Source organism: Limnobacter alexandrii, assembly GCF_005871185.1.
GTDB lineage: Bacteria > Pseudomonadota > Gammaproteobacteria > Burkholderiales > Burkholderiaceae_B > Limnobacter > Limnobacter alexandrii.
On the sequence record NZ_SWKN01000008.1, the window covers coordinates 322,898 to 341,286 of the forward strand.

The 18,389-nt window shown below is 53.5% G+C and carries 18 protein-coding genes; 16 read left to right on the top strand and 2 right to left on the bottom strand.

The features are described 5' to 3' along the window. Window position 1 precedes the first annotated feature (1 nt). Window positions 2–1,375, top strand: a complete 1,374-nt coding sequence (gene rlmD, locus FCS97_RS11115) for a 23S rRNA (uracil(1939)-C(5))-methyltransferase RlmD (RefSeq protein WP_138518492.1) — start codon at window positions 2–4, stop codon at window positions 1,373–1,375. 218 nt (window positions 1,376–1,593) lie between these two features. On the opposite strand, the gene FCS97_RS11120 is transcribed toward rlmD, so the two are convergent. Next, complete coding sequence (locus tag FCS97_RS11120; protein WP_138518493.1) at window positions 1,594–2,298, bottom strand: Bax inhibitor-1/YccA family protein; 705 nt, start codon at window positions 2,296–2,298, stop codon at window positions 1,594–1,596. Window positions 2,299–2,470: 172 nt separating this feature from the next. Between FCS97_RS11120 and ndk the strand changes: the two genes are divergently transcribed. From ndk to der, 8 genes are all read left to right on the top strand, one after another. Next, window positions 2,471–2,896: a nucleoside-diphosphate kinase gene (ndk, locus tag FCS97_RS11125; RefSeq protein ID WP_105028939.1), complete on the top strand. Its 426-nt coding sequence runs from the start codon at window positions 2,471–2,473 to the stop codon at window positions 2,894–2,896. A 66-nt stretch (window positions 2,897–2,962) separates the two neighbouring features. Further along, entirely contained in the window at window positions 2,963–4,102 is a 1,140-nt protein-coding gene (gene rlmN, locus FCS97_RS11130; protein WP_138518494.1) for a dual-specificity RNA methyltransferase RlmN, read from the top strand. A gap of 264 nt (window positions 4,103–4,366) precedes the next feature. After that, window positions 4,367–5,437 carry a RodZ domain-containing protein gene (locus tag FCS97_RS11140; protein ID WP_138518495.1) on the top strand — a complete coding sequence of 357 codons (1,071 nt, stop codon included), beginning with the start codon at window positions 4,367–4,369 and terminating at the stop codon, window positions 5,435–5,437. A gap of 66 nt (window positions 5,438–5,503) precedes the next feature. Beyond that, a complete protein-coding gene (gene ispG / locus FCS97_RS11145; protein WP_138518496.1) occupies window positions 5,504–6,751 on the top strand; it encodes a flavodoxin-dependent (E)-4-hydroxy-3-methylbut-2-enyl-diphosphate synthase in 1,248 nt (415 codons plus the stop codon). Window positions 6,752–6,801: 50 nt separating this feature from the next. Further along, window positions 6,802–8,127, top strand: coding sequence for a histidine--tRNA ligase (hisS, locus tag FCS97_RS11150; protein WP_138518497.1), 1,326 nt, complete (start codon window positions 6,802–6,804; stop codon window positions 8,125–8,127). Then, complete coding sequence (locus tag FCS97_RS11155; RefSeq protein WP_171035281.1) at window positions 8,124–8,768, top strand: YfgM family protein; 645 nt, start codon at window positions 8,124–8,126, stop codon at window positions 8,766–8,768. Before hisS ends, FCS97_RS11155 begins: the two co-directional genes overlap by 4 nt. Window positions 8,769–8,776: 8 nt before the next feature. Then, window positions 8,777–9,943, top strand: a complete 1,167-nt coding sequence (gene bamB, locus FCS97_RS11160; RefSeq protein ID WP_171035282.1) for an outer membrane protein assembly factor BamB — start codon at window positions 8,777–8,779, stop codon at window positions 9,941–9,943. An 8-nt stretch (window positions 9,944–9,951) separates the two neighbouring features. Next, on the top strand, window positions 9,952–11,277 hold the full coding sequence (gene der / locus FCS97_RS11165) for a ribosome biogenesis GTPase Der (protein ID WP_138518500.1): 1,326 nt from the start codon (window positions 9,952–9,954) through the stop codon (window positions 11,275–11,277). Window positions 11,278–11,285: 8 nt separating this feature from the next. Here the strand turns inward: der and FCS97_RS11170 are convergent, their stop codons facing one another. Beyond that, window positions 11,286–11,606, bottom strand: coding sequence for an Mpo1-like protein (locus FCS97_RS11170; protein WP_138518501.1), 321 nt, complete (start codon window positions 11,604–11,606; stop codon window positions 11,286–11,288). 145 nt (window positions 11,607–11,751) lie between these two features. Here FCS97_RS11170 and FCS97_RS11175 point away from each other — a divergent pair, with 145 nt between their 5' ends. From FCS97_RS11175 to FCS97_RS11205, 7 genes are all read left to right on the top strand, one after another. Beyond that, window positions 11,752–12,225, top strand: a complete 474-nt coding sequence (locus FCS97_RS11175; RefSeq protein ID WP_138518502.1) for a CBS domain-containing protein — start codon at window positions 11,752–11,754, stop codon at window positions 12,223–12,225. 32 nt (window positions 12,226–12,257) lie between these two features. Next, window positions 12,258–13,286, top strand: a complete 1,029-nt coding sequence (locus tag FCS97_RS11180; protein ID WP_138518503.1) for an NAD(P)/FAD-dependent oxidoreductase — start codon at window positions 12,258–12,260, stop codon at window positions 13,284–13,286. A gap of 119 nt (window positions 13,287–13,405) precedes the next feature. After that, a complete protein-coding gene (gene aroC, locus FCS97_RS11185; RefSeq protein ID WP_138518504.1) occupies window positions 13,406–14,512 on the top strand; it encodes a chorismate synthase in 1,107 nt (368 codons plus the stop codon). 27 nt (window positions 14,513–14,539) lie between these two features. Further along, a complete protein-coding gene (locus FCS97_RS11190) occupies window positions 14,540–15,721 on the top strand; it encodes an MFS transporter (RefSeq protein ID WP_138518505.1) in 1,182 nt (393 codons plus the stop codon). A gap of 90 nt (window positions 15,722–15,811) precedes the next feature. Then, entirely contained in the window at window positions 15,812–16,645 is an 834-nt protein-coding gene (locus FCS97_RS11195; RefSeq protein ID WP_138518506.1) for a M48 family metallopeptidase, read from the top strand. A gap of 154 nt (window positions 16,646–16,799) precedes the next feature. Beyond that, window positions 16,800–18,200, top strand: coding sequence for a 3-isopropylmalate dehydratase large subunit (gene leuC, locus FCS97_RS11200; RefSeq protein WP_138518507.1), 1,401 nt, complete (start codon window positions 16,800–16,802; stop codon window positions 18,198–18,200). Window positions 18,201–18,218: 18 nt separating this feature from the next. Continuing rightward, window positions 18,219–18,356 carry an entericidin A/B family lipoprotein gene (locus tag FCS97_RS11205; RefSeq protein ID WP_138518508.1) on the top strand — a complete coding sequence of 46 codons (138 nt, stop codon included), beginning with the start codon at window positions 18,219–18,221 and terminating at the stop codon, window positions 18,354–18,356. The last annotated feature ends 33 nt before the right edge of the window (window positions 18,357–18,389 follow it).

Consider the following 18,389-nt stretch of genomic DNA (forward strand, 5'->3'; position numbering starts at 1 on the left):
CATGGGCCGCAAAAAGAAAAAAGACCGTACACCTGTGGTGTTTCCACAGGTGCAAGTTGCCATTGAGTCAATCGACCTGGATGCCAACGGCATTGGCCATGTGGATGGCAAAGTGCACTTCATCGACGGCGCTATCACTGGTGAAACTGTTGTTGCTGAAATTACGCGAATAAAACCCAGTTATTCCAAGGGCAGAACGCTTCAGGTACTCAACACCGTGTCCACACGCACAACCCCAAAATGCCCGCATTACGGGGTGTGTGGTGGGTGTGCAATGCAGCACATTGAGCCCAATGCCCAGGTGGCCATCAAAAACCGCGCCCTTGAAGACCTTCTTGAGCGAATTGGCCGACAAAAACCTGAACAGATGATGCCGCCCATTTATGGCTCGTTCTGGGGTTACCGTCACCGTGCGCGTCTGAGTACTCGCTTTGTGATCAAGAAAGACCGCTTTTTTGTGGGCTTTCACGAAAAATCTTCTTCTTATGTCGCTGACATGCAGGAATGCCACGTCCTGCCCAAGCATGTGTCCAACATGATTGTGCCGTTGGGCAATATGCTTGTAACACTCAGCATTTTCATGCGTGTTCCCCAAATTGAACTGGCTGTGGGCGATGGCGTAACCGCCATGGTGTTGCGTCACCTTGAGCCTTTCAGTGAATCCGATCTGGACACGCTTCGGTCGTTTGGCCGAGAGTGGGGCATAGACTGGTGGCTGCAACCGGGTGGTCCGGCCACTGCACACCGCCTTGAGGCAGACAAGCCCGTCGATCTCACTTACAGAATTCCCAGTTTTGGCATTCGCATGCGGTTCAGGCCCACTGATTTCACGCAAGTGAACCACATGATCAACGACGCCATGATCAGCCGTGCGGTGTCATTGCTCGACTTGAAGCCCGAGGACCGCGTGCTTGACCTGTTCTGTGGCTTGGGCAATTTTTCTTTGCCTTTGGCTACAAAAAGCAGCTATGTGAAGGGTTTTGAAGGTTCGCAAGACCTGGTCGACCGCGCTGGCGAGAATGCCGAGTTCAATGGCCTGGCTGATAAAACCGAATTTCATGTGCGCAACCTGTTCGAAGTGGAAACACCAGAATGGGAAAGCTGGGGGCAGTACGACAAAGTATTGGTCGATCCTCCACGCGATGGAGCCCTGGAAATTTGCAAGGCCATTGTGGGTGCGCGCGCAGAGTTTCAGCCCAAGCGCATTGTGTATGTCAGTTGTAACCCAGGCACTTTGGCGCGCGACACGGCCGTGTTGTGCAATGTGGGTTCATACAGGCTGATGAAGGCAGGGGTGGTGAACATGTTCCCTCACACTTCACACGTGGAGTCGATTGCTGTGTTTGAGCGATTGGCCTACAGCGAGTATTCGTGACAAGTTGGCCGCACAAATAACAAACGGGGCCGTTGCGGCCCCGTTTTCGTTGGTGCGTTTGCCTCACCAACTCGGCGGTCAGTATAGATACCGACCAACTGAAACTTCATATTGCGCTTCTGAAATTCACTTTGCAACAACTTTCGATGCTGCAAAGTGTCAAAAAATCGCTTGAAAATCAGTTACTTCGCAGTAACTTTTGCTCAAATTGCGCTTGTTTACTCGCGACTGCCACCGGCGAACACCATGAGCAGTTGCAGCAAGTTCACGAACAAATTGTACAAACTCAGGTAGATGCTCAGGGCGGCTGAAATGTAGTTGGTTTCACCACCACGCATTACGCGCTGCAGGTCGTACAAAATGAACAGCGAGAACAAACCCACACAAATGGTGGAAATGGTCAGCGACAAGGCCGGCATTTGCAGGAAGATGTTGGCCACGGAAGCCACAATCACCATGACCAAACCAATCAGCAGGCCTTTGCCCATGTTGGTGAAGTCACGCTTGGTCACGGCAGCGTAACTGGCCAGGCCGAAGAAGATACCCGCTGTACCCAGTGCGGCCATCATGATGATGGAGCCACCGTTGGACAAGCTGAGTGCCACCGACAAAATACCGGAGAGCATCAGACCCATGAAGAAGGTGAAGCCCAGCATGAGCACCACACCAAATGAATTGTTGCGGTTACGCTGAATACCCCAAATAAAGCCGAACATGGCGGCCAGCATGACTACAAACGAGAGGATTGGGCTGCCCGCAAACAGACGGAAAAACCCGAACTGAATGCCTGCAAACGCGCCCAAAGCGGTTGGCACCATGGACAGGGCCAACAGGAAGTATGTGTTTCGCAGAACACGGTTGGTTTCTACGGATGAAACACCACCGGCTGTGCGGCCAAATTGTGCTGTTCTTAAATCAGACATGTGTTCTCGCTCCTTTGTAAAACACGACTTTCTACAAATTTAGAGTAATGGTAATGCCGAAAAGTTTCAATTCAAGGGGTGGGTCAGGCCTGTGATTGGGTTTTTTACATAAACCAGCTATAATTGCGGGTTAATTTTCACGCTTTTCTAATCTTTTCGGAGTGGTTACACCATGGCAATCGAGCGCACCCTGTCCATCATCAAGCCTGATGCTGTTGCAAAAAACGTAATTGGTCAAATTTACAGCCGCTTTGAAGCCGCTGGCCTGAAAGTAGTTGCTGCCCGCATGGCCCACCTGTCACGCGCTGAAGCCGAAGGTTTTTATGCAGTACACAAGGCACGCCCCTTCTTCAACGACCTAGTTGAATTCATGATTTCCGGCCCAGTGATGATTCAAGCCCTGGAAGGCGAGAACGCCATTGCCAAGAACCGTGAACTGATGGGCGCAACAAACCCCAAGGAAGCCGCTGCCGGCACCATTCGCGCCGACTTCGCGGAAAGCATTGATGCCAACGCTGTTCATGGCTCTGATGCGCCTGAAACTGCTGCGAACGAAATCGCTTATTTCTTCCCGGCGTCACAAGTATTTTCACGTTAATCTGAATCGGTTGCGTTGAATTCCGGGGGCGCACGTGCGTCCCCGTTTGTTTTGAAAGGACACACCATGAGTGAACAACTCGACAATTTGCTGGACTACTCGGTGCCCGAGTTGATTCAGTGGTGTGGCAATTTGGGTGAAAAGCCATTCAGGGCCAAGCAGCTGGCCAAATGGATTCACCAATCCGGCATGGACAACTTCGAGTCCATGACTGATCTCGCGAAGTCATTTCGCCAGAATTTGAATAGCCGTGCCTGTATCAAGGCACCCAACATCATTTCCGACAATGTCTCCAAAGACGGTACACGCAAGTGGCTCTTTGACGTCGGCAACGGCGACGCTGTTGAAACAGTATTCATCCCCGAAGAGCGCCGTGGCACGCTGTGCGTCAGCTCGCAGGCGGGTTGCGCAGTCAATTGCCGTTTTTGTTCCACTGGCAAGCAGGGTTTTTCACGCAATTTGAGTACCGCAGAAATTGTGGCCCAATTGTGGAAAGCCAATGTCTTGCTGCGTGAGGCGGGCGATCGGGTTTACGCCCAAGAGCGCCCAGTGACGAATGTTGTCATGATGGGCATGGGCGAGCCCTTGCTGAACTACGATGCCTTGGTGCCAGCCTTGCAACTGATGCTCGACGACACGGCTTATGGGCTGTCCCGTCGCCGGGTCACTGTGTCAACTTCAGGTGTGGTGCCGTTCATGGACAGGCTTTCTCAAGATTGCCCCGTGGCCTTGGCTGTTTCTCTGCACGCGCCCAACGACGCGCTTCGCGATCACTTGGTGCCGCTGAACAAGAAGTACCCGCTGCGTGAATTGCTGGACGCCTGCTTGCGATACCTGAAATTTGCACCACGTGATTTCATTACTTTTGAGTACGTAATGCTCGATGGTGTGAACGACAAACCCGAGCATGCCCAGCAATTGCTTGAGATCGCAAAAATCGTACCCTGCAAATTCAATTTGATTCCGTTTAATCCCTTTCCGGAATCTGGCCTGCTGAAGTCAACCACCCCAGCCATTAAAACGTTCGTTGAAGTGTTGGCTGGAGCGGGTGTGGTGACTACGGTGCGCAAAACTCGCGGCGATGACATCGATGCTGCCTGTGGGCAATTGGCCGGTGAAGTTCGAGATCGCACGAAAGTGCGGGAAAGATCGGTAAGCACTGTGTCGCTGGAAGAACTGAGGGGTTCCTCCAAACGCAGGGGCTAGGGAAATACCCTGCAGGCTTTGTCATACAATAAGGTCATGACGATTGATGTTGTGGCATGGAAAGTTGCTTGATTCCCCTATAAAAACCATATTTTGTTGCCGAACTTGTAGCGCTTTCTCAAAAAACTCCTCAACACATTGAATTTTCATAGAAAACTCTTGAACCTACCAGCTTGCTTCGATTATGCTGCAAAGGTGGTGGCGGTAAAGAACTACAATTACTAATCGGGGCCGTATGTGCCTGCCGACGCTTGGAAAGACCAAATGAATGAAAATCGTGCCATGAGCAATACTGAATCGTCAGATGCCAGTGCAGGTCAAGATGTGAAACCGGAGCAATTGAGTGGCTCTGTCGCCGAAAAGCACCCTAATCTGACTCTGCTTGAGTCCGGTCAAAACCCCGGAGAAATTCTTCGTGCTGCGCGCGAGAAGGCTGGGCTCAGCCTGAGCGACATCAGCGCCCAAACCAAAATCAATGAACGCCAGCTTGAAGCCATCGAAAGTGGCGACGTTGGGCGCCTGCCACCTGAAACCTTTGCCAAGGCTTTCATCAAAAGCTATTGCAAAGCCCTCAAGATGGATCCGGCACCTGTGATCATGTCTTTTGGTTTTTCCGAGGGCAGTGCCCCGGTTAAAGCCACCCGCTCAACCCAGCCTGAGGGCAGCCGCCCTGAGCCGCTTGAGCCAAAGATGCCCAACAGTTCCAAGCGCCTGTCCACTTTGAACTTTGACCGCAAAACAGGCAAGAAGTCGCTCAGTTACGGTATCGTGCTGGCGGCTGTGGTTGTCATGGCTGTGTTTTACATCCCGGTGTTCATGTCTGGTCAAGACGTTGCAGTGGGCGAAGCTGAAGTGATTGAACCCAACGAGGCGCCTGTGGCTGTCGCTCCGGCACCTGATACTGCGGTGCAGTCTGAAGGTTCACTGCCCTTGGGCCTGGGAGCACCAGCCACAGCTGGCGACACCGCTGTTTTCCCGGCTTTGCAACAGCCACAAGCTGCTGCACCTGAAGGCCAAGCCTTGGCGCCTGCGGCAACCCCCGCAACTCCTGCACCAGCTGCCGCGCCTGCTGCAACAGCGCCCGCGCTTGCTGGCGGTGAGGGCGTGTTGCGCTTTAATTTCCAGGAACAATCTTGGGTTACTGTTCGTGATGCGAACGACAAAGTATTGATTTCCCAGCTCAACGATGGTGGCAGTAATCTGGAAGTGAAGGGCCAGGCGCCTTTTAAGCTGATTGTTGGTAACGCCAAGGCGGTGAGTGTTTCCAGCAATGGCACACCGGTTGATTTGACTTCATCCATTCGTGGCGAAGTGGCGCGTATCACCGTTCAGTAATACCAGCAGGGGGCCAAACAGCCCCCGCTTCCTTAGTAACCCGTCTATATCTGCCAGAAGTTCATCGTGATTCCAAATACCCCCTTGAAGCGACACAAAACCCATCAAGTGGATGTCCGCTGGAAAGAACATGTTGTGTCTATCGGCGGCGGTTCTCCTGTTTTGGTGCAGTCGATGACCAACACCGACACGGCTGATGCCCTGAACACGGCTTTACAAATCAAGGCTTTGTATCTTGCCGGCAGCGAGATGGTTCGTATCACGGTGAACAATGACGCGTCTGCGGAGGCTGTGCCTTACATTCGCGAGCAGTTGGACAAAATGCGAATTCCGGTGCCTTTGGTGGGCGATTTTCATTACAACGGGCATTTGTTGCTTCAAAAATACCCGGACTGCGCAAAGGCACTGTCCAAGTACCGAATCAATCCCGGCAACGTGGGGTCTTCCCGGTCGCGTGATGACAATTTCGCTGCCATGATTTCAATTGCCGCCGAGCATGACAAGCCTGTTCGCATTGGTGTGAACTGGGGCAGCCTGGATCAAAACCTGTTGGCCCGCATGATGGACGAAAACGGCAAAAAAGCCGACCCCTTGCCGGCGCAACAACTCATGTACCAAGCCCTGATTGAATCGGCGGTCAGCAGTGCGCACAAGGCGGTCGAGCTTGGTTTGCCAGCCAATAAAATCGTGTTGTCCTGCAAGGTAAGCCAGGTTCAAGACCTGATCGCGGTGTACCGCGAACTGGCGGGCCGAAGCGAATTTCCCCTTCACCTTGGTTTGACCGAGGCTGGCATGGGCACCAAAGGCATCGTGGCTTCTACAGCCGCCTTGGCCGTGTTGCTGCAAGAAGGCATTGGTGACACCATTCGGGTGTCGCTGACGCCCGAGCCCAATGGTGACCGTTGCAAGGAAGTGCTTGTTGGTCAGGAAATTTTGCAGTCGCTGGGTTTGCGGGCTTTCACGCCGCAGGTCATTGCCTGCCCCGGCTGTGGCCGTACCACCAGCACTGTGTTTCAGGAACTGGCGGATCAAATTCAAACCTACCTGCGCGATCAAATGCCGATCTGGAAAAACCAGTATGTCGGTGTTGAGGAAATGAAAGTGGCTGTCATGGGCTGCGTGGTCAACGGGCCGGGCGAGAGCAAACATGCCGACATCGGCATCTCATTGCCGGGCACTGGCGAAGCACCTTCCGCCCCCGTGTTTTTGGATGGCAAGCGCACAGTAACCTTGAAAGGCGAGAATATTGCCCAGGAATTTCAGGCGATTGTGCAGCGTTATGTTGAGCAAAGGTACGCCGGCGGCAACAAGTAGCCCAAGAATAGGCGACAATACCGGGTTGAGAAATTAAGTTGAATGCGTCAATGAGTCATCCTGAGTCGCCGGAACAATCCAAAGCCAAAAAGCAACCCCGACTTCAATCCGTCAAGGGAATGAACGATGTATTGCCTGTAGAAGGCATTCATTGGGAAAACCTTGAGGTCATGCTTCGCGAGTGGCTGACCTCTTATGGTTACCGCTTGATCAAAACCCCTGTGCTCGAGCCCACGTCGCTGTTTCGTCGTGGTATCGGTGAAGTCACTGACATCGTCGAGAAAGAGATGTTCAGCTTCGTTGATCGCTTGAACGGCGATGAACTCACCTTGCGCCCGGAGTTTACTGCAGGCATTGCACGCGCCACAATTCAGCACAACTTGACCTATGCAGCACCTCAGCGCGTGTACTCCATGGGGCCGGTGTTTCGCCATGAACGGCCGCAGCGCGGGCGTTACAGGCAGTTTCATCAATTGGACGTGGAGGCACTGGGTTTCGCCGGGCCTGACATTGATGCGGAACTGATCGTGATGCTTTCACGCCTGTGGCGTGAAATGGGCCTTGACGATGTGCGGCTTGAAATCAACTGCCTGGGTGAAGCGCCAGAGCGGCTGGCCCACCGGCAAGCATTGATCACCTATTTTGAGGCGCATGCCGACTTGCTTGATGAAGACGCCAAACGCCGTTTGCACAGCAACCCCTTGCGTATTCTGGATACGAAAAACCCCACCATGCAAGACATGGTGAATGGTGCACCCCGTTTGTCGGAGTTTTTAGGCTCAGATTCCCTGGCGCATTACCAGGGTGTAAAACGCCTGCTCGATGATGCCGGTGTGCAGTATATTGAAAACCCGCGCCTGGTCCGTGGTCTGGATTACTACAACCTCACTGTGTTCGAGTGGATTACCGACGCCTTGGGAACTCAGGGTACTATTTGTGGCGGCGGCAGGTACGATGGCTTGATCGAAATTCTGGGTGGCAAGCCCACGCCTGCCATAGGATTTGCGATTGGCCTGGAACGTTTGCTCGAGTTATACCTCGAAGTCAATCAGCCCGATGACACGGCCGACCTGGATGTGTATGTTGTGCATCAAGGTGAGGGCACGGCTCGCCGTGCGTTTACCCTGGCCGAAGAACTTCGCGATGCCGGCTTTGCAGTGGTGCTGCATGCGGGTGGTGGCGGGTTTAAAAGCCAGATGAAACGCGCCGATGTCAGTGGTGCTGCGGTGGCAGTCATTCTGGGCGAGAACGAATTGCATGCAGGCACTGCAGCAGTGAAATTGCTGCGTGGCGAGAGCAAACAGGAAGAATTCAAACAAGAGGGATTGGCCGAAGCCATTTTCGGTCTGCTTTACGGAGAAGGAGAGGAGTCTTGAGTCGATACAGCCTTGAAGAACAAGAACAACTGGCCAGTTTGAAGGCATTCTGGTCCAAATACGGCAGTTTCATTCTGACCGTGTTGATTCTTGTGTTCGGTGCCTTTGCCTTGAACAACGGCTGGAAATGGTGGCAGGCGCGCCAGTCCACTGAGTCGGTTGTGGTGTACGAACGTCTGGAAGCTGCAACTCGCGAGGGCGATATCGAACTGGTGGGAGAAATCCAGAAAACCCTGTTTGAAGAACATGCAGGTTCACCCTACGCACAGCGTGGTGCTCTTCTTGCGGCCAAAGCCTTTTTTGATGAAGGCAAGCTCGATGAGGCAAAGGCATCACTGAAGTGGGCCTCTGACGAAGCCAAACTGGATGAATATGCAGCAACAGCCCGTTTGATGCTGGCTGGCATATTGATTGAGCAATCCGAGTTCGATGCCGCCAAAGCCGCTTTGAGCGAAAACTATCCCGGATTCGAAGGCTTGTTCCACGACCGCCTTGGTGATTTGGCCCTGGCCCAAAAAGACGTGGCGACCGCTCGCAAAGAATATGAACTGGCGTTAAGCACCATTCAAACCGACAGCCCCTGGAAGCAGGTCATTGAGCGCAAAATCAGCGCCTTGCCCAAACTGGAGGCCAAACAATGAGTGCACCCATGAAGCAAGTCATTAAAGTTTCCTCTCTTGTCGCCGTTCTGGCCTTGCTGGGTGGCTGTGCTGCCATCAGTTCAACCATGAGCAGCTTGAACCCCTTTGGCAGCAGTGCTGTGAAGCCTGCGGAGTTGCAGTCTTTTACGCCGCAACTGAAAATTGCCAATGCCTGGTCTGTGGATGTAGGTGACTCCGAGCAGGGCAGTTTTACGCCAGTGTTGCTTGAGTCCACTGTTTACGCAGCGTCGGAAGAAGGCCAGTTGGTGGCAATCGACAAAGCCACGGGCAAAACAAAATGGAAAGTGAAAGTGGGAGCCGAGCTGAAAGCGGGTGTGGCTGCCACGCTTGACACCATCGCCGTGATCGATGTGAACAACAATCTGGTTGCGTTTGATGCCAATGGCAAACAAAAATGGCAAGTCGGTGTGGGCGCTGATGTAAGCAGTGTGCCCGTGGGTGCAGCGGGCACCATTCTGGTTCGCGGCATCGATTTTTCAGTGATTGCTTATTCCGCTTCAAATGGCGCACAACGCTGGAAGTACACGCGCCAATTGCCCCCGCTGACATTGCGAGTCAACACCCCTGTGGATGTGAACAATGCACGCGTGTATGCGGGTTTCCCGGGTGGCCGTTTGGTTGCACTCGACCTGAGCGCAGGCACTGTGGTGTGGGAAGGCACCTTGGCTACACCCACTGGAACCACTGAAATCGAACGCATCACCGATGTAACCGGTACTCCGATTTATAACTTCCGTGAAGTGTGCGCCGCCGCGTTTCAAGGCAAGGTGGGTTGTCTGGATTCAGTCAGCGCTCGTCCCATTTGGACCACCGATTTTTCCGCACCCAGTGGCGCTTCTGTCGATGACCGTTACATGATTGCCCCCAATGAATTGGGCGATTTGTTTGCTTTCTCACGCAGTGGCGGCAAGCAGGTTTGGAAAATTGAAAACTTCCAGAGTCGCCAGCCAACTACACCGACTGTGATAGGTCGTGCGGTGGCCGTGGGTGACTACGAAGGCTATGTTCATTTCATTGATCGAGACACCGGCAAAACCATTGCGCGAACGAAAGTGGGTTCAACCGCTTTTGCCAGCCAGCCTGTGCCTGCTGAAACCGATGCGCTGATTGTGCAATCGCGTGGTGGCAGTGTGGCCCTGATATCTGTCCAGTAAAGTAAAACATGAAACCTGTCATTGCCCTGGTTGGGCGCCCGAACGTAGGCAAGTCCACATTGTTCAATCGTTTGACCCGAACAAGAGACGCCCTGGTGGCCAACCAGCCAGGCTTAACCCGTGATCGCCATTACGGTGTTGGCCGAATTGGACCCCGTGAATATTTGGTGGTGGACACCGGCGGGCTGGAGCCCGTTGCCAAAGACGGCATTTACGCTGAAATGGCCAAACAAAGCAGGCAAGCGATTGTTGAGTCTGATTTGGTGTTGTTTCTGGTGGATGGTCGCCAGGGTGTAACCCCGCACGACCACGTGATTGCAGCCGAGTTGCGCAAGGCCAAACGCGACGTTATTTTGGTCGTGAACAAAACCGAGGGCTACACGCACTCGATGGCTGCTGCTGATTTCTTTGAATTGGGTTTGGGTGAGCCCGAGACCATTTCCGCAAGTCACGGTGATGGTGTGCGCCAGTTGATGGACATGGCTTGTGAAAAGCTGCCGGTATTGCCCGAGGATGAAGAGGGCGGAAGGCGCATCAAGGTGGCCATTGCCGGTCGTCCGAATGTGGGCAAGTCCACCATGATCAATACCTTGTTGGGCGAAGAGCGCGTGATCGCCTTTGACATGCCGGGCACCACCCGTGACAGCATCTACATCGATTTCGAACGCAACGACAAGCCTTATACCTTGATTGATACGGCTGGTTTGCGCAAACGCGGCAAAGTATTTGAGTCGGTAGAAAAGTTTTCAGTGATCAAAACCCTGCAGGCCATTGAAGACGCCAATGTGGTGATTTTGATGCTGGACGCCCAGCAGGACATTTCTGATCAAGATGCCTCCATTGCAGGTTTTATCGTGGAGGCAGGGCGTTCTTTGGTTCTGGCCGTGAACAAATGGGACAGTCTGGACGACTATCGGAAAGACCGCATCAAGGTTGAGGTGGGTCGCAAGCTGACTTTCCTCAATTATGCAAAATTTCACTATGTGTCTGCGACCAAGCCCTTCGGTATCGCTGCCATGATGAAGTCTGTGGACGAGGCGCACGCTGCGGCTTTCGCCAAGTTGTCGACACCCAAGCTGACACGCCTGATCCAGGAGTGTGTTGAGCACCAGCAACCCCCTCGCAAGGGCATTTTCCGGCCCAAATTGCGTTATGCCCACCAGGGCGGGCAGAATCCGCCCATTGTGATTGTTCACGGCACCGCTTTGGACGCCATTCCGGACAACTACAAGCGCTATCTCGAAACCCGCATTCGCGAGCGTTTCAAACTGGACGGAACGCCACTTCGGGTTGAGTTCCGAAGCAACGTCAACCCGTTTGACAAGAAAGATTAACGCGAAAATTAGAACGGAATTTTGCGGGTCAGGATGTCTTTGTACATCACCCAGTCACCCATGAAGCTGTAAAGCGGGTACTTGAATGTGGCGGGGCGGTTTTTCTCGAAGAAAAAGTGTCCAACCCATGCAAATGCGTACCCTGTCAGCAAACCATACAGCAGCCACATGGGCTGGCCTGTGGTGATCAGCTTGAACAAACACACCAGTGCCAGCGTTGAGCCCACAAAATGCAGTCGGCGGCAAGTCAGGTTGTTGTGTTCAGCCAGGTAAAAAGGGTAAAAATCAGCAAAAGTCTGAAATCTGTTTCCGGTTTTTGGCATGCCCATGTCTCCATTTGTTTATTTTTAATCGTTGTAGTTTACATCCCTTGCCGCATCAGGCCTGTGTCTGCCCAGAAATTTGGACTTGAAAGCTGCGTCATTTCGGGTAGGATGAATAAAACGACCATAAGAATATTTTAGGAGGTTTACGATGCAAGTTAAAGAAGTCCTGCGTGTGAAGGGCAACACGCTTTTTACCGTTACTCCAGAAACTCATTTGTCAGACTGCGTGGTTACCATGGCTGATCATGATGTGGGTTCACTGGTTGTGATGGACAAAGGGGCGCTGGCCGGCATCGTGACCTTCCGCGAGGTTATTCGCGTGCTGGCCAAACGGCAAAAAGAGCACCGCACCGGCCCCACGCCGCCAGTGGCGGAGATCGTGGTTCGTGAGGTGATGAACACCGAGCCTACGGTGGCTACCTTGGATATGGAAGTGGACAGTCTTCGCAAATTGATGCTTGAGAACCACCAACGTTATTTGCCGGTCATGGATGGGAATACCTTGTGCGGTGTTATTTCGTTCCACGATGTGGCCAAGGCGGTGCTCGAAGAGCAGGGTTTTGAGAACAAGATGTTGAAAGGCTATATTCGCGATTGGCCAATGGAAGAAAGCAGCAATTGAGTTGAAACCGAAGCAGTACAGGTGGTATCAAATTGAAGAAAAGAGTTGCGATTATCGGTGCAGGCATGTCGGGCTTGGCATGCGCACAGGAATTGGTTCAGCAGGGCCACGAGGTTACTTTGTTCGAGAAAAGTCGTGGTCCGGGTGGGCGCATGCCCACGCGTTGGCTGAATCGCGACATCGATCCCCCTTTGGGCTTTGATCACGGAACCCAATATTTTCAGGCCTCGGCTCCCGCTTTTGTTCAATTGATCGATAAGGCTCAAAAAGCGGGTGCAGTAGCCCCTTGGGACGGCAAAGTTGTCAATTTGGGCTATGGTTTTTCTTCACCTCACCACAGCACCACCACACGCTGGGTCGGTACGCCTGGCATGGCCAGCCTGGCGCGCTTTATGGCGCATGGGCTGGATGTGCGCTTGCAATGCCGAGTCGCCGGGATGGCCCGAATTGAAGGCGCTTATCAACTGACCATTCATCTTGCAGATGGCACGGTGCGGGTTGAATCCGGTTTTGATGCAGTAGTAAGTGCAGTGCCTGCCGAGCAGGTTGTTCCCTTGTTTGAGGAAATCGATCAGCCTTTGGCGAGTCTGGCTTCCAGTGTTCAGTCGAATGTAACCTGGTCGGTCATGCTGACTCCCCGCGAGGCAGTCAAAGTTGATTTCGATGGGGCCTTCGTCGTGGACAGCCCCTTGGGCTGGATTTGTCGCGATTCCTCCAAACCGGGCAGGGCGGTGGGCGACCGCTGGATTTTGCAGGCCACAGCAGATTGGTCCCGACTTCATCAGGACTACGCTGCAGATGAAGTGGGCAAAATGTTGCTTGATGTGTTTTGCAACGTGACTGGCCAGCTGATTGAAGAACCTTTGACAATTTCCGCACATCGCTGGCTGTACTCCTTGCCCAGCAACCCCGTGGGCATGCCATGCCATTTCAGCGAAGAGCACATGCTCGGCGCTTGCGGCGACTGGCTCAATGGTGCGCGTGTTGAAGATGCATTTTTGAGCGGCCACACACTGGGGCACCAGCTGTCAAATGCATTCGACAGCACCTTGATTCAGTAACAACTCAGCCGCAAATAATTGGTAATTGAGAAGTTGCAATTGAGCAAGGTCAACGCCCGCGCCGTTCAGGTGCGGGATATTCCGATAAAATAACGTTTTGCTTAATCGAGTGAACACGCATGTCCGGAAGCAGCCTGGGTCGCCTTTTTGTGGTCAGTAATTTTGGGGAAAGCCATGGGCCTGCCATTGGTTGCGTGGTGGATGGCTGCCCACCGGGCTTGCCACTGACTGAAGCAGATCTGCAGGCTGACCTCGATCGACGCAAGCCAGGCACTTCCCGCCATGTTACTCAGCGTCAGGAAGCCGATCAGGTTGAAATTCTTTCCGGTGTGTTTGAAGGTATAACCACGGGCGCGCCGATTGGCCTGCTGATTCGCAATCAAGACCAGCGCAGCAAAGACTACGGCAATATCATGGACACCTTTCGCCCCGGCCATGCTGATTACACTTACTGGCACAAGTACGGCATCCGTGATTATCGTGGAGGCGGTCGTTCATCAGCCCGCATGACCGCGCCCATGGTGGCTGCTGGCGCTATTGCGAAAAAATGGTTGCGCGGCAAGCTGGGCATCGAGATCCGAGGTTGCATGACTCAAATTGGTGAAGTGGACATTCCATTTTCAAGCTGGGACGATGTGCACACCAACCCGTTCTTCGCGCCAAACAACGGCAAAGTCGCTGAGCTTGAGGCTTACATGGACGCCTTGAGAAAGTCGGGCGATTCCTGCGGTGCAGGCTTGCGTGTGCAGGCCACTGGTGTACCCGTGGGATTGGGTTCACCCTTGTACGACAAGCTGGATGCCGACATCGCCCATGCCATGATGAGCATTAATGCGGTGAAGGGTGTTGAAATTGGTGCGGGTTTCGCGTGTATTGCTCAAAAAGGCTCTGTGCATGGCGATGAGATGACCCCCGAGGGCTTTGGCTCAAATCACGCAGGCGGTATTCTGGGCGGCATTTCAACCGGGCAAGACATCGAAGTTCGCATGGCAATCAAGCCAACCTCCAGTATTCGTTTGCCCAGAAAGTCAATTGACAAGACAGGCAATCCGATCGAGGTTGAAACCTACGGTCGCCATGATCCCTGCGTTGGAATTCGGGCAACGCCCATTGCAGAGGCCATGCTGGCCTTGGTGATTATGGATCACCTGCTGGTGCACCGCGCGCAGTGCGCAGACGTCCAGGTGGATACACCTCAAATTCCCCCTGGTATTTCAAATTATTAAACCGTCAACCTCAAAACGGGCAGGCATTTGCAACTGGGCTGGTTAGCGCTTTTTTACGCAGCGTATTTCGCATTTGTAGGCCTGTATTCGCCGTTTTTAGGGCCTTACCTGAAGTCGATTGGCCACAACCTTGACGTAATCGCCCTGGCTTTGGGCATGATGCAGTTGATGCGAATTGTGGGCCCCTTTGCCTGGGGCTGGCTTGCTGATCACACCGGCAACAGGGTTCGCTGGATTCGGCTGGGTACTTTTGCAGGCTTTTGTTTTGCAGCCCTGGCATTTTGGTACCAGCAAACCCCCTCGCACCTCATTGTTCTGGTGTTGTTGCTGAACCTCAGTATTTCCGGTTTGGTGCCCATGTCCGATTCCTACGCCATGGAGCGTTGTGCTGGTTGCACGGGCCAGTATGGCCAGGTGCGCTTGTATGGTTCGCTTGGGTTTGTACTGGCGGTGCTGGTTTTCGGGGCAGTGGCTGACCGTTTTGGTTTTTCCTCTTACCCGTTTTGGGCTTGTGCCATGCTGCTGCTGGGGTTTGTTGCAGCCTTGAAGTTCACGCCCGATTCGCCCCGGGTAGCCAGTACTGAAAGTTCTATTGCCTTCACCGGCAGCGGATTCAAGCGCCTGTTATTGCCCGGGCCCATGCCGCTGTTCTGGTTGGCTGCATTTTTCATGATTTTCGCGCATGGGGTTTTCTATGCATTCTTTTCGCTCTATTTGCTTGAATTCAATTACTCAGAAATGAGCATTGGCGGCTTGTGGGCCTTTGGCGTGATGTGTGAGGTGGTATTTTTTGCCCTACAAACCCGGTTTTTCAAACGTTTTTCCCTGAACACCTGGCTTTGTGTCAGCTTTGCGGCCTGTGCATTCCGCTTTGCCCTGACCGCAGCATTTCCGGAATATGGCTGGGTTATGCTGTTTGCCCAAGGTTTGCATGCTTTAACATTCGCGGCACACCACACCGCTACCATTTCCTGGTTGAGAGAAAACCTGCCAGTGAAACTGGTGGTTCGAGGGCAAGCCATGTACGCCACGATTGCCTATGGACTTGGTGGTTCGGCGGGTACATTTTTGGGCCGCTTTGCCTGGGAGTGGGGCGGGCCAGCCAGCGCTTTTGTCATGGCCTCAATCAGTGGTTTGATTGCTTTGCTTCTCGGCTGGCGTTTTACGATAGCCAGCAAGCAGTCAACTTCGGCACTTTTGTCGGGATAAACTGTCCTATACGGGTAATTGATGTCAACTTCTCGGCATTGTGTGCCGTTTCTAGAAAGCGGTTTTACTGAAAATTACAGGTGAAAAACAATGGTATTTTCCGGACTTAAGCGACGCACCACTTTAACGCTGACACTTGCGTTTTCAACGGGGGTGTTGGCAGCGTGTTTAACCACCCAAACCACCACGGGTGGGGCTGTTGGGGTTGAGCGTTCCCAGTTTGTGCTGGTTTCCTCGGCCGAAGTGGACGCGGCCGCTGCGAAAGGCTATGCCGACGTTATCGCCAAGGCCCAGAAAGAGGGCAAGTTGAACCGCGATGCCAAACAAGTGGCCCGGGTACGCGCCATTGCCAATCGCCTTATTCCTCAAACCGTGGCCTTTCGGCCCGATGCGCCGCAGTGGAAATGGGAAGTCAACGTGATTGAATCGGACCAGCTGAATGCTTGGTGCATGGCGGGGGGCAAAATTGCTTTTTACTCCGCCTTGATTGAAAAACTGGCCCTGACTGACGATGAAATCGCGGCCATCATGGGGCATGAGATTGCTCATGCTTTGCGGGAACACAGCCGGGAACGAATTTCGCAGCAACTCGCCACGAACCTTGGGTTGGATCTGGCTTCGGCTGTTTTTGGTTTGTCTCGTGGTGCATCCGACCTGGCGGGTATGGCCGCGAATGTTGCAATTTCGCTGCCGTATGGCCGATCTCACGAAGTTGAGTCTGACCGGATTGGCGTGGAGTTGGCGGCGCGTGCGGGTTATAACCCCCGCGCTGCAATTAGTGTTTGGCAGAAGATGAGCAAGGCTGGTGGTGGTTCGCCTCCCGAGCTGTTGTCAACTCATCCTTCGCCTGAAAATCGAATTCAGGATCTTGAAGTGTATTCGGCCCGGGTTCAGCCTTTGTATGAGCAAGCCAAGAAGCGTTAAGCGCGGGCTACTTGATTTTGGGGCGCGGCCATACCGGCTGTGCTGCAAGGCCTGGGCTGGCTGTGGCATAATTAGGGGTTATTCCACGTAATTTGCTGACCCTTTTGGTGCACCAGGTGAACTGAATGAGTCGGCCCGAAGCAGGTCTTTGAAAATGGCAAAAACTCTTTACGACAAACTCTGGGAAAGTCATGTGGTGCGCACCGAAGACGATGGCACCTCGCTGATCTACATTGACCGCCATTTGCTGCATGAGGTGACCAGCCCTCAAGCCTTTGAAGGTTTGGAGCTTGCCGGCCGTGACTTGTGGCGCAACAGCGCCAACCTGGCTGTGGTAGACCACAACGTGCCCACCACCGATCGTTCCAAAGGCATTGCAGACCCTACCTCGCGTTTGCAGGTTGAAACCCTGGACAAAAATGCAAAAGCCCACGGTTTGACCTATTTCGACATCAAAGACCTGCGTCAAGGCATTGTGCATGTGATCGGACCAGAGCAGGGCGCGACCTTGCCGGGCATGACTGTGGTGTGTGGCGACTCTCACACCAGCACTCATGGCGCAATTGGTGCGCTGGCGTTTGGCATTGGTACCTCGGAAGTTGAGCATGTCATGGCCACCCAGTGTTTGCTCATGAAGAAGGCCAAAAACATGCTGGTGCGTGTTGAGGGCACTTTGGGCAAAGGCGTGTCTGCCAAAGATGTCATTCTGGCCATTATTGGCAAAATTGGCACAGCGGGTGGTACTGGCTATGCCATTGAATTTGCAGGCTCAGCCATTCGCGGCTTGTCGGTTGAAGGCCGCATGACCATGTGCAATATGGCCATTGAGGGCGGGGCCCGTTCTGGCATGGTCGCTGTGGATGAAAAAACAATTGAATACGTGAAGGGGCGCCCGTTCAGCCCGAAAGGCGACATGTGGGATGCCGCTGTTGCTTACTGGAAAACCTTGCATTCAGATGAAGGTGCACATTTTGACCAGGTGGTTGAACTGCGCGCTGAAGACATTCAGCCACAAGTGAGCTGGGGTACTTCACCCGAGATGGTGACTGATGTGCACGGCGTGGTGCCCGATCCCGCCTCTGTGGCAGACCCGGTGAAACGCCAGGGCTACGAGCGCGCCTTGCAATACATGGGCCTGAAGCCTTTGCAGAAAATCGAGGAAATCAGCGTGGACACGGTGTTTATTGGTTCTTGCACCAATTCGCGCATCGAAGATTTGCGCGACGCCGCAGCAGTGGTAAAGGGCAAGAAAAAAGCGGAATCGGTCAAGCTGGCCATGGTGGTTCCGGGTTCAGGATTGGTCAAGGCCCAGGCGGAACAAGAGGGCTTGGACAAAATTTTCCTCGAAGCCGGATTTGAATGGCGCGAGCCCGGTTGCTCCATGTGCCTGGCCATGAATGCGGATCGCTTGGGCAGTGGAGAGCGTTGTGCCTCTACCAGCAACCGGAACTTTGAAGGACGTCAAGGTGCGGGCGGCCGTACACACCTTGTCAGCCCGGCCATGGCGGCTGCGGCAGCGATTGCAGGCCATTTCACTGATTCCAGAAACTTCTAAAACAGAGGAGTGTTTGATATGAAAATCGTTTCCGCAATTTTGCTTGCTTTGTCAGCCTTGTCGTTGTCTGCCTGTAACACCATTGAGGGCATGGGCAAAGACATCAAGGCCGGTGGCGCAGCCATTGAACGCTCAGCCGACGAAAACAAGAAGTAATTTTTTTGCATTTCTATGCCGTGCGAGCAAGCG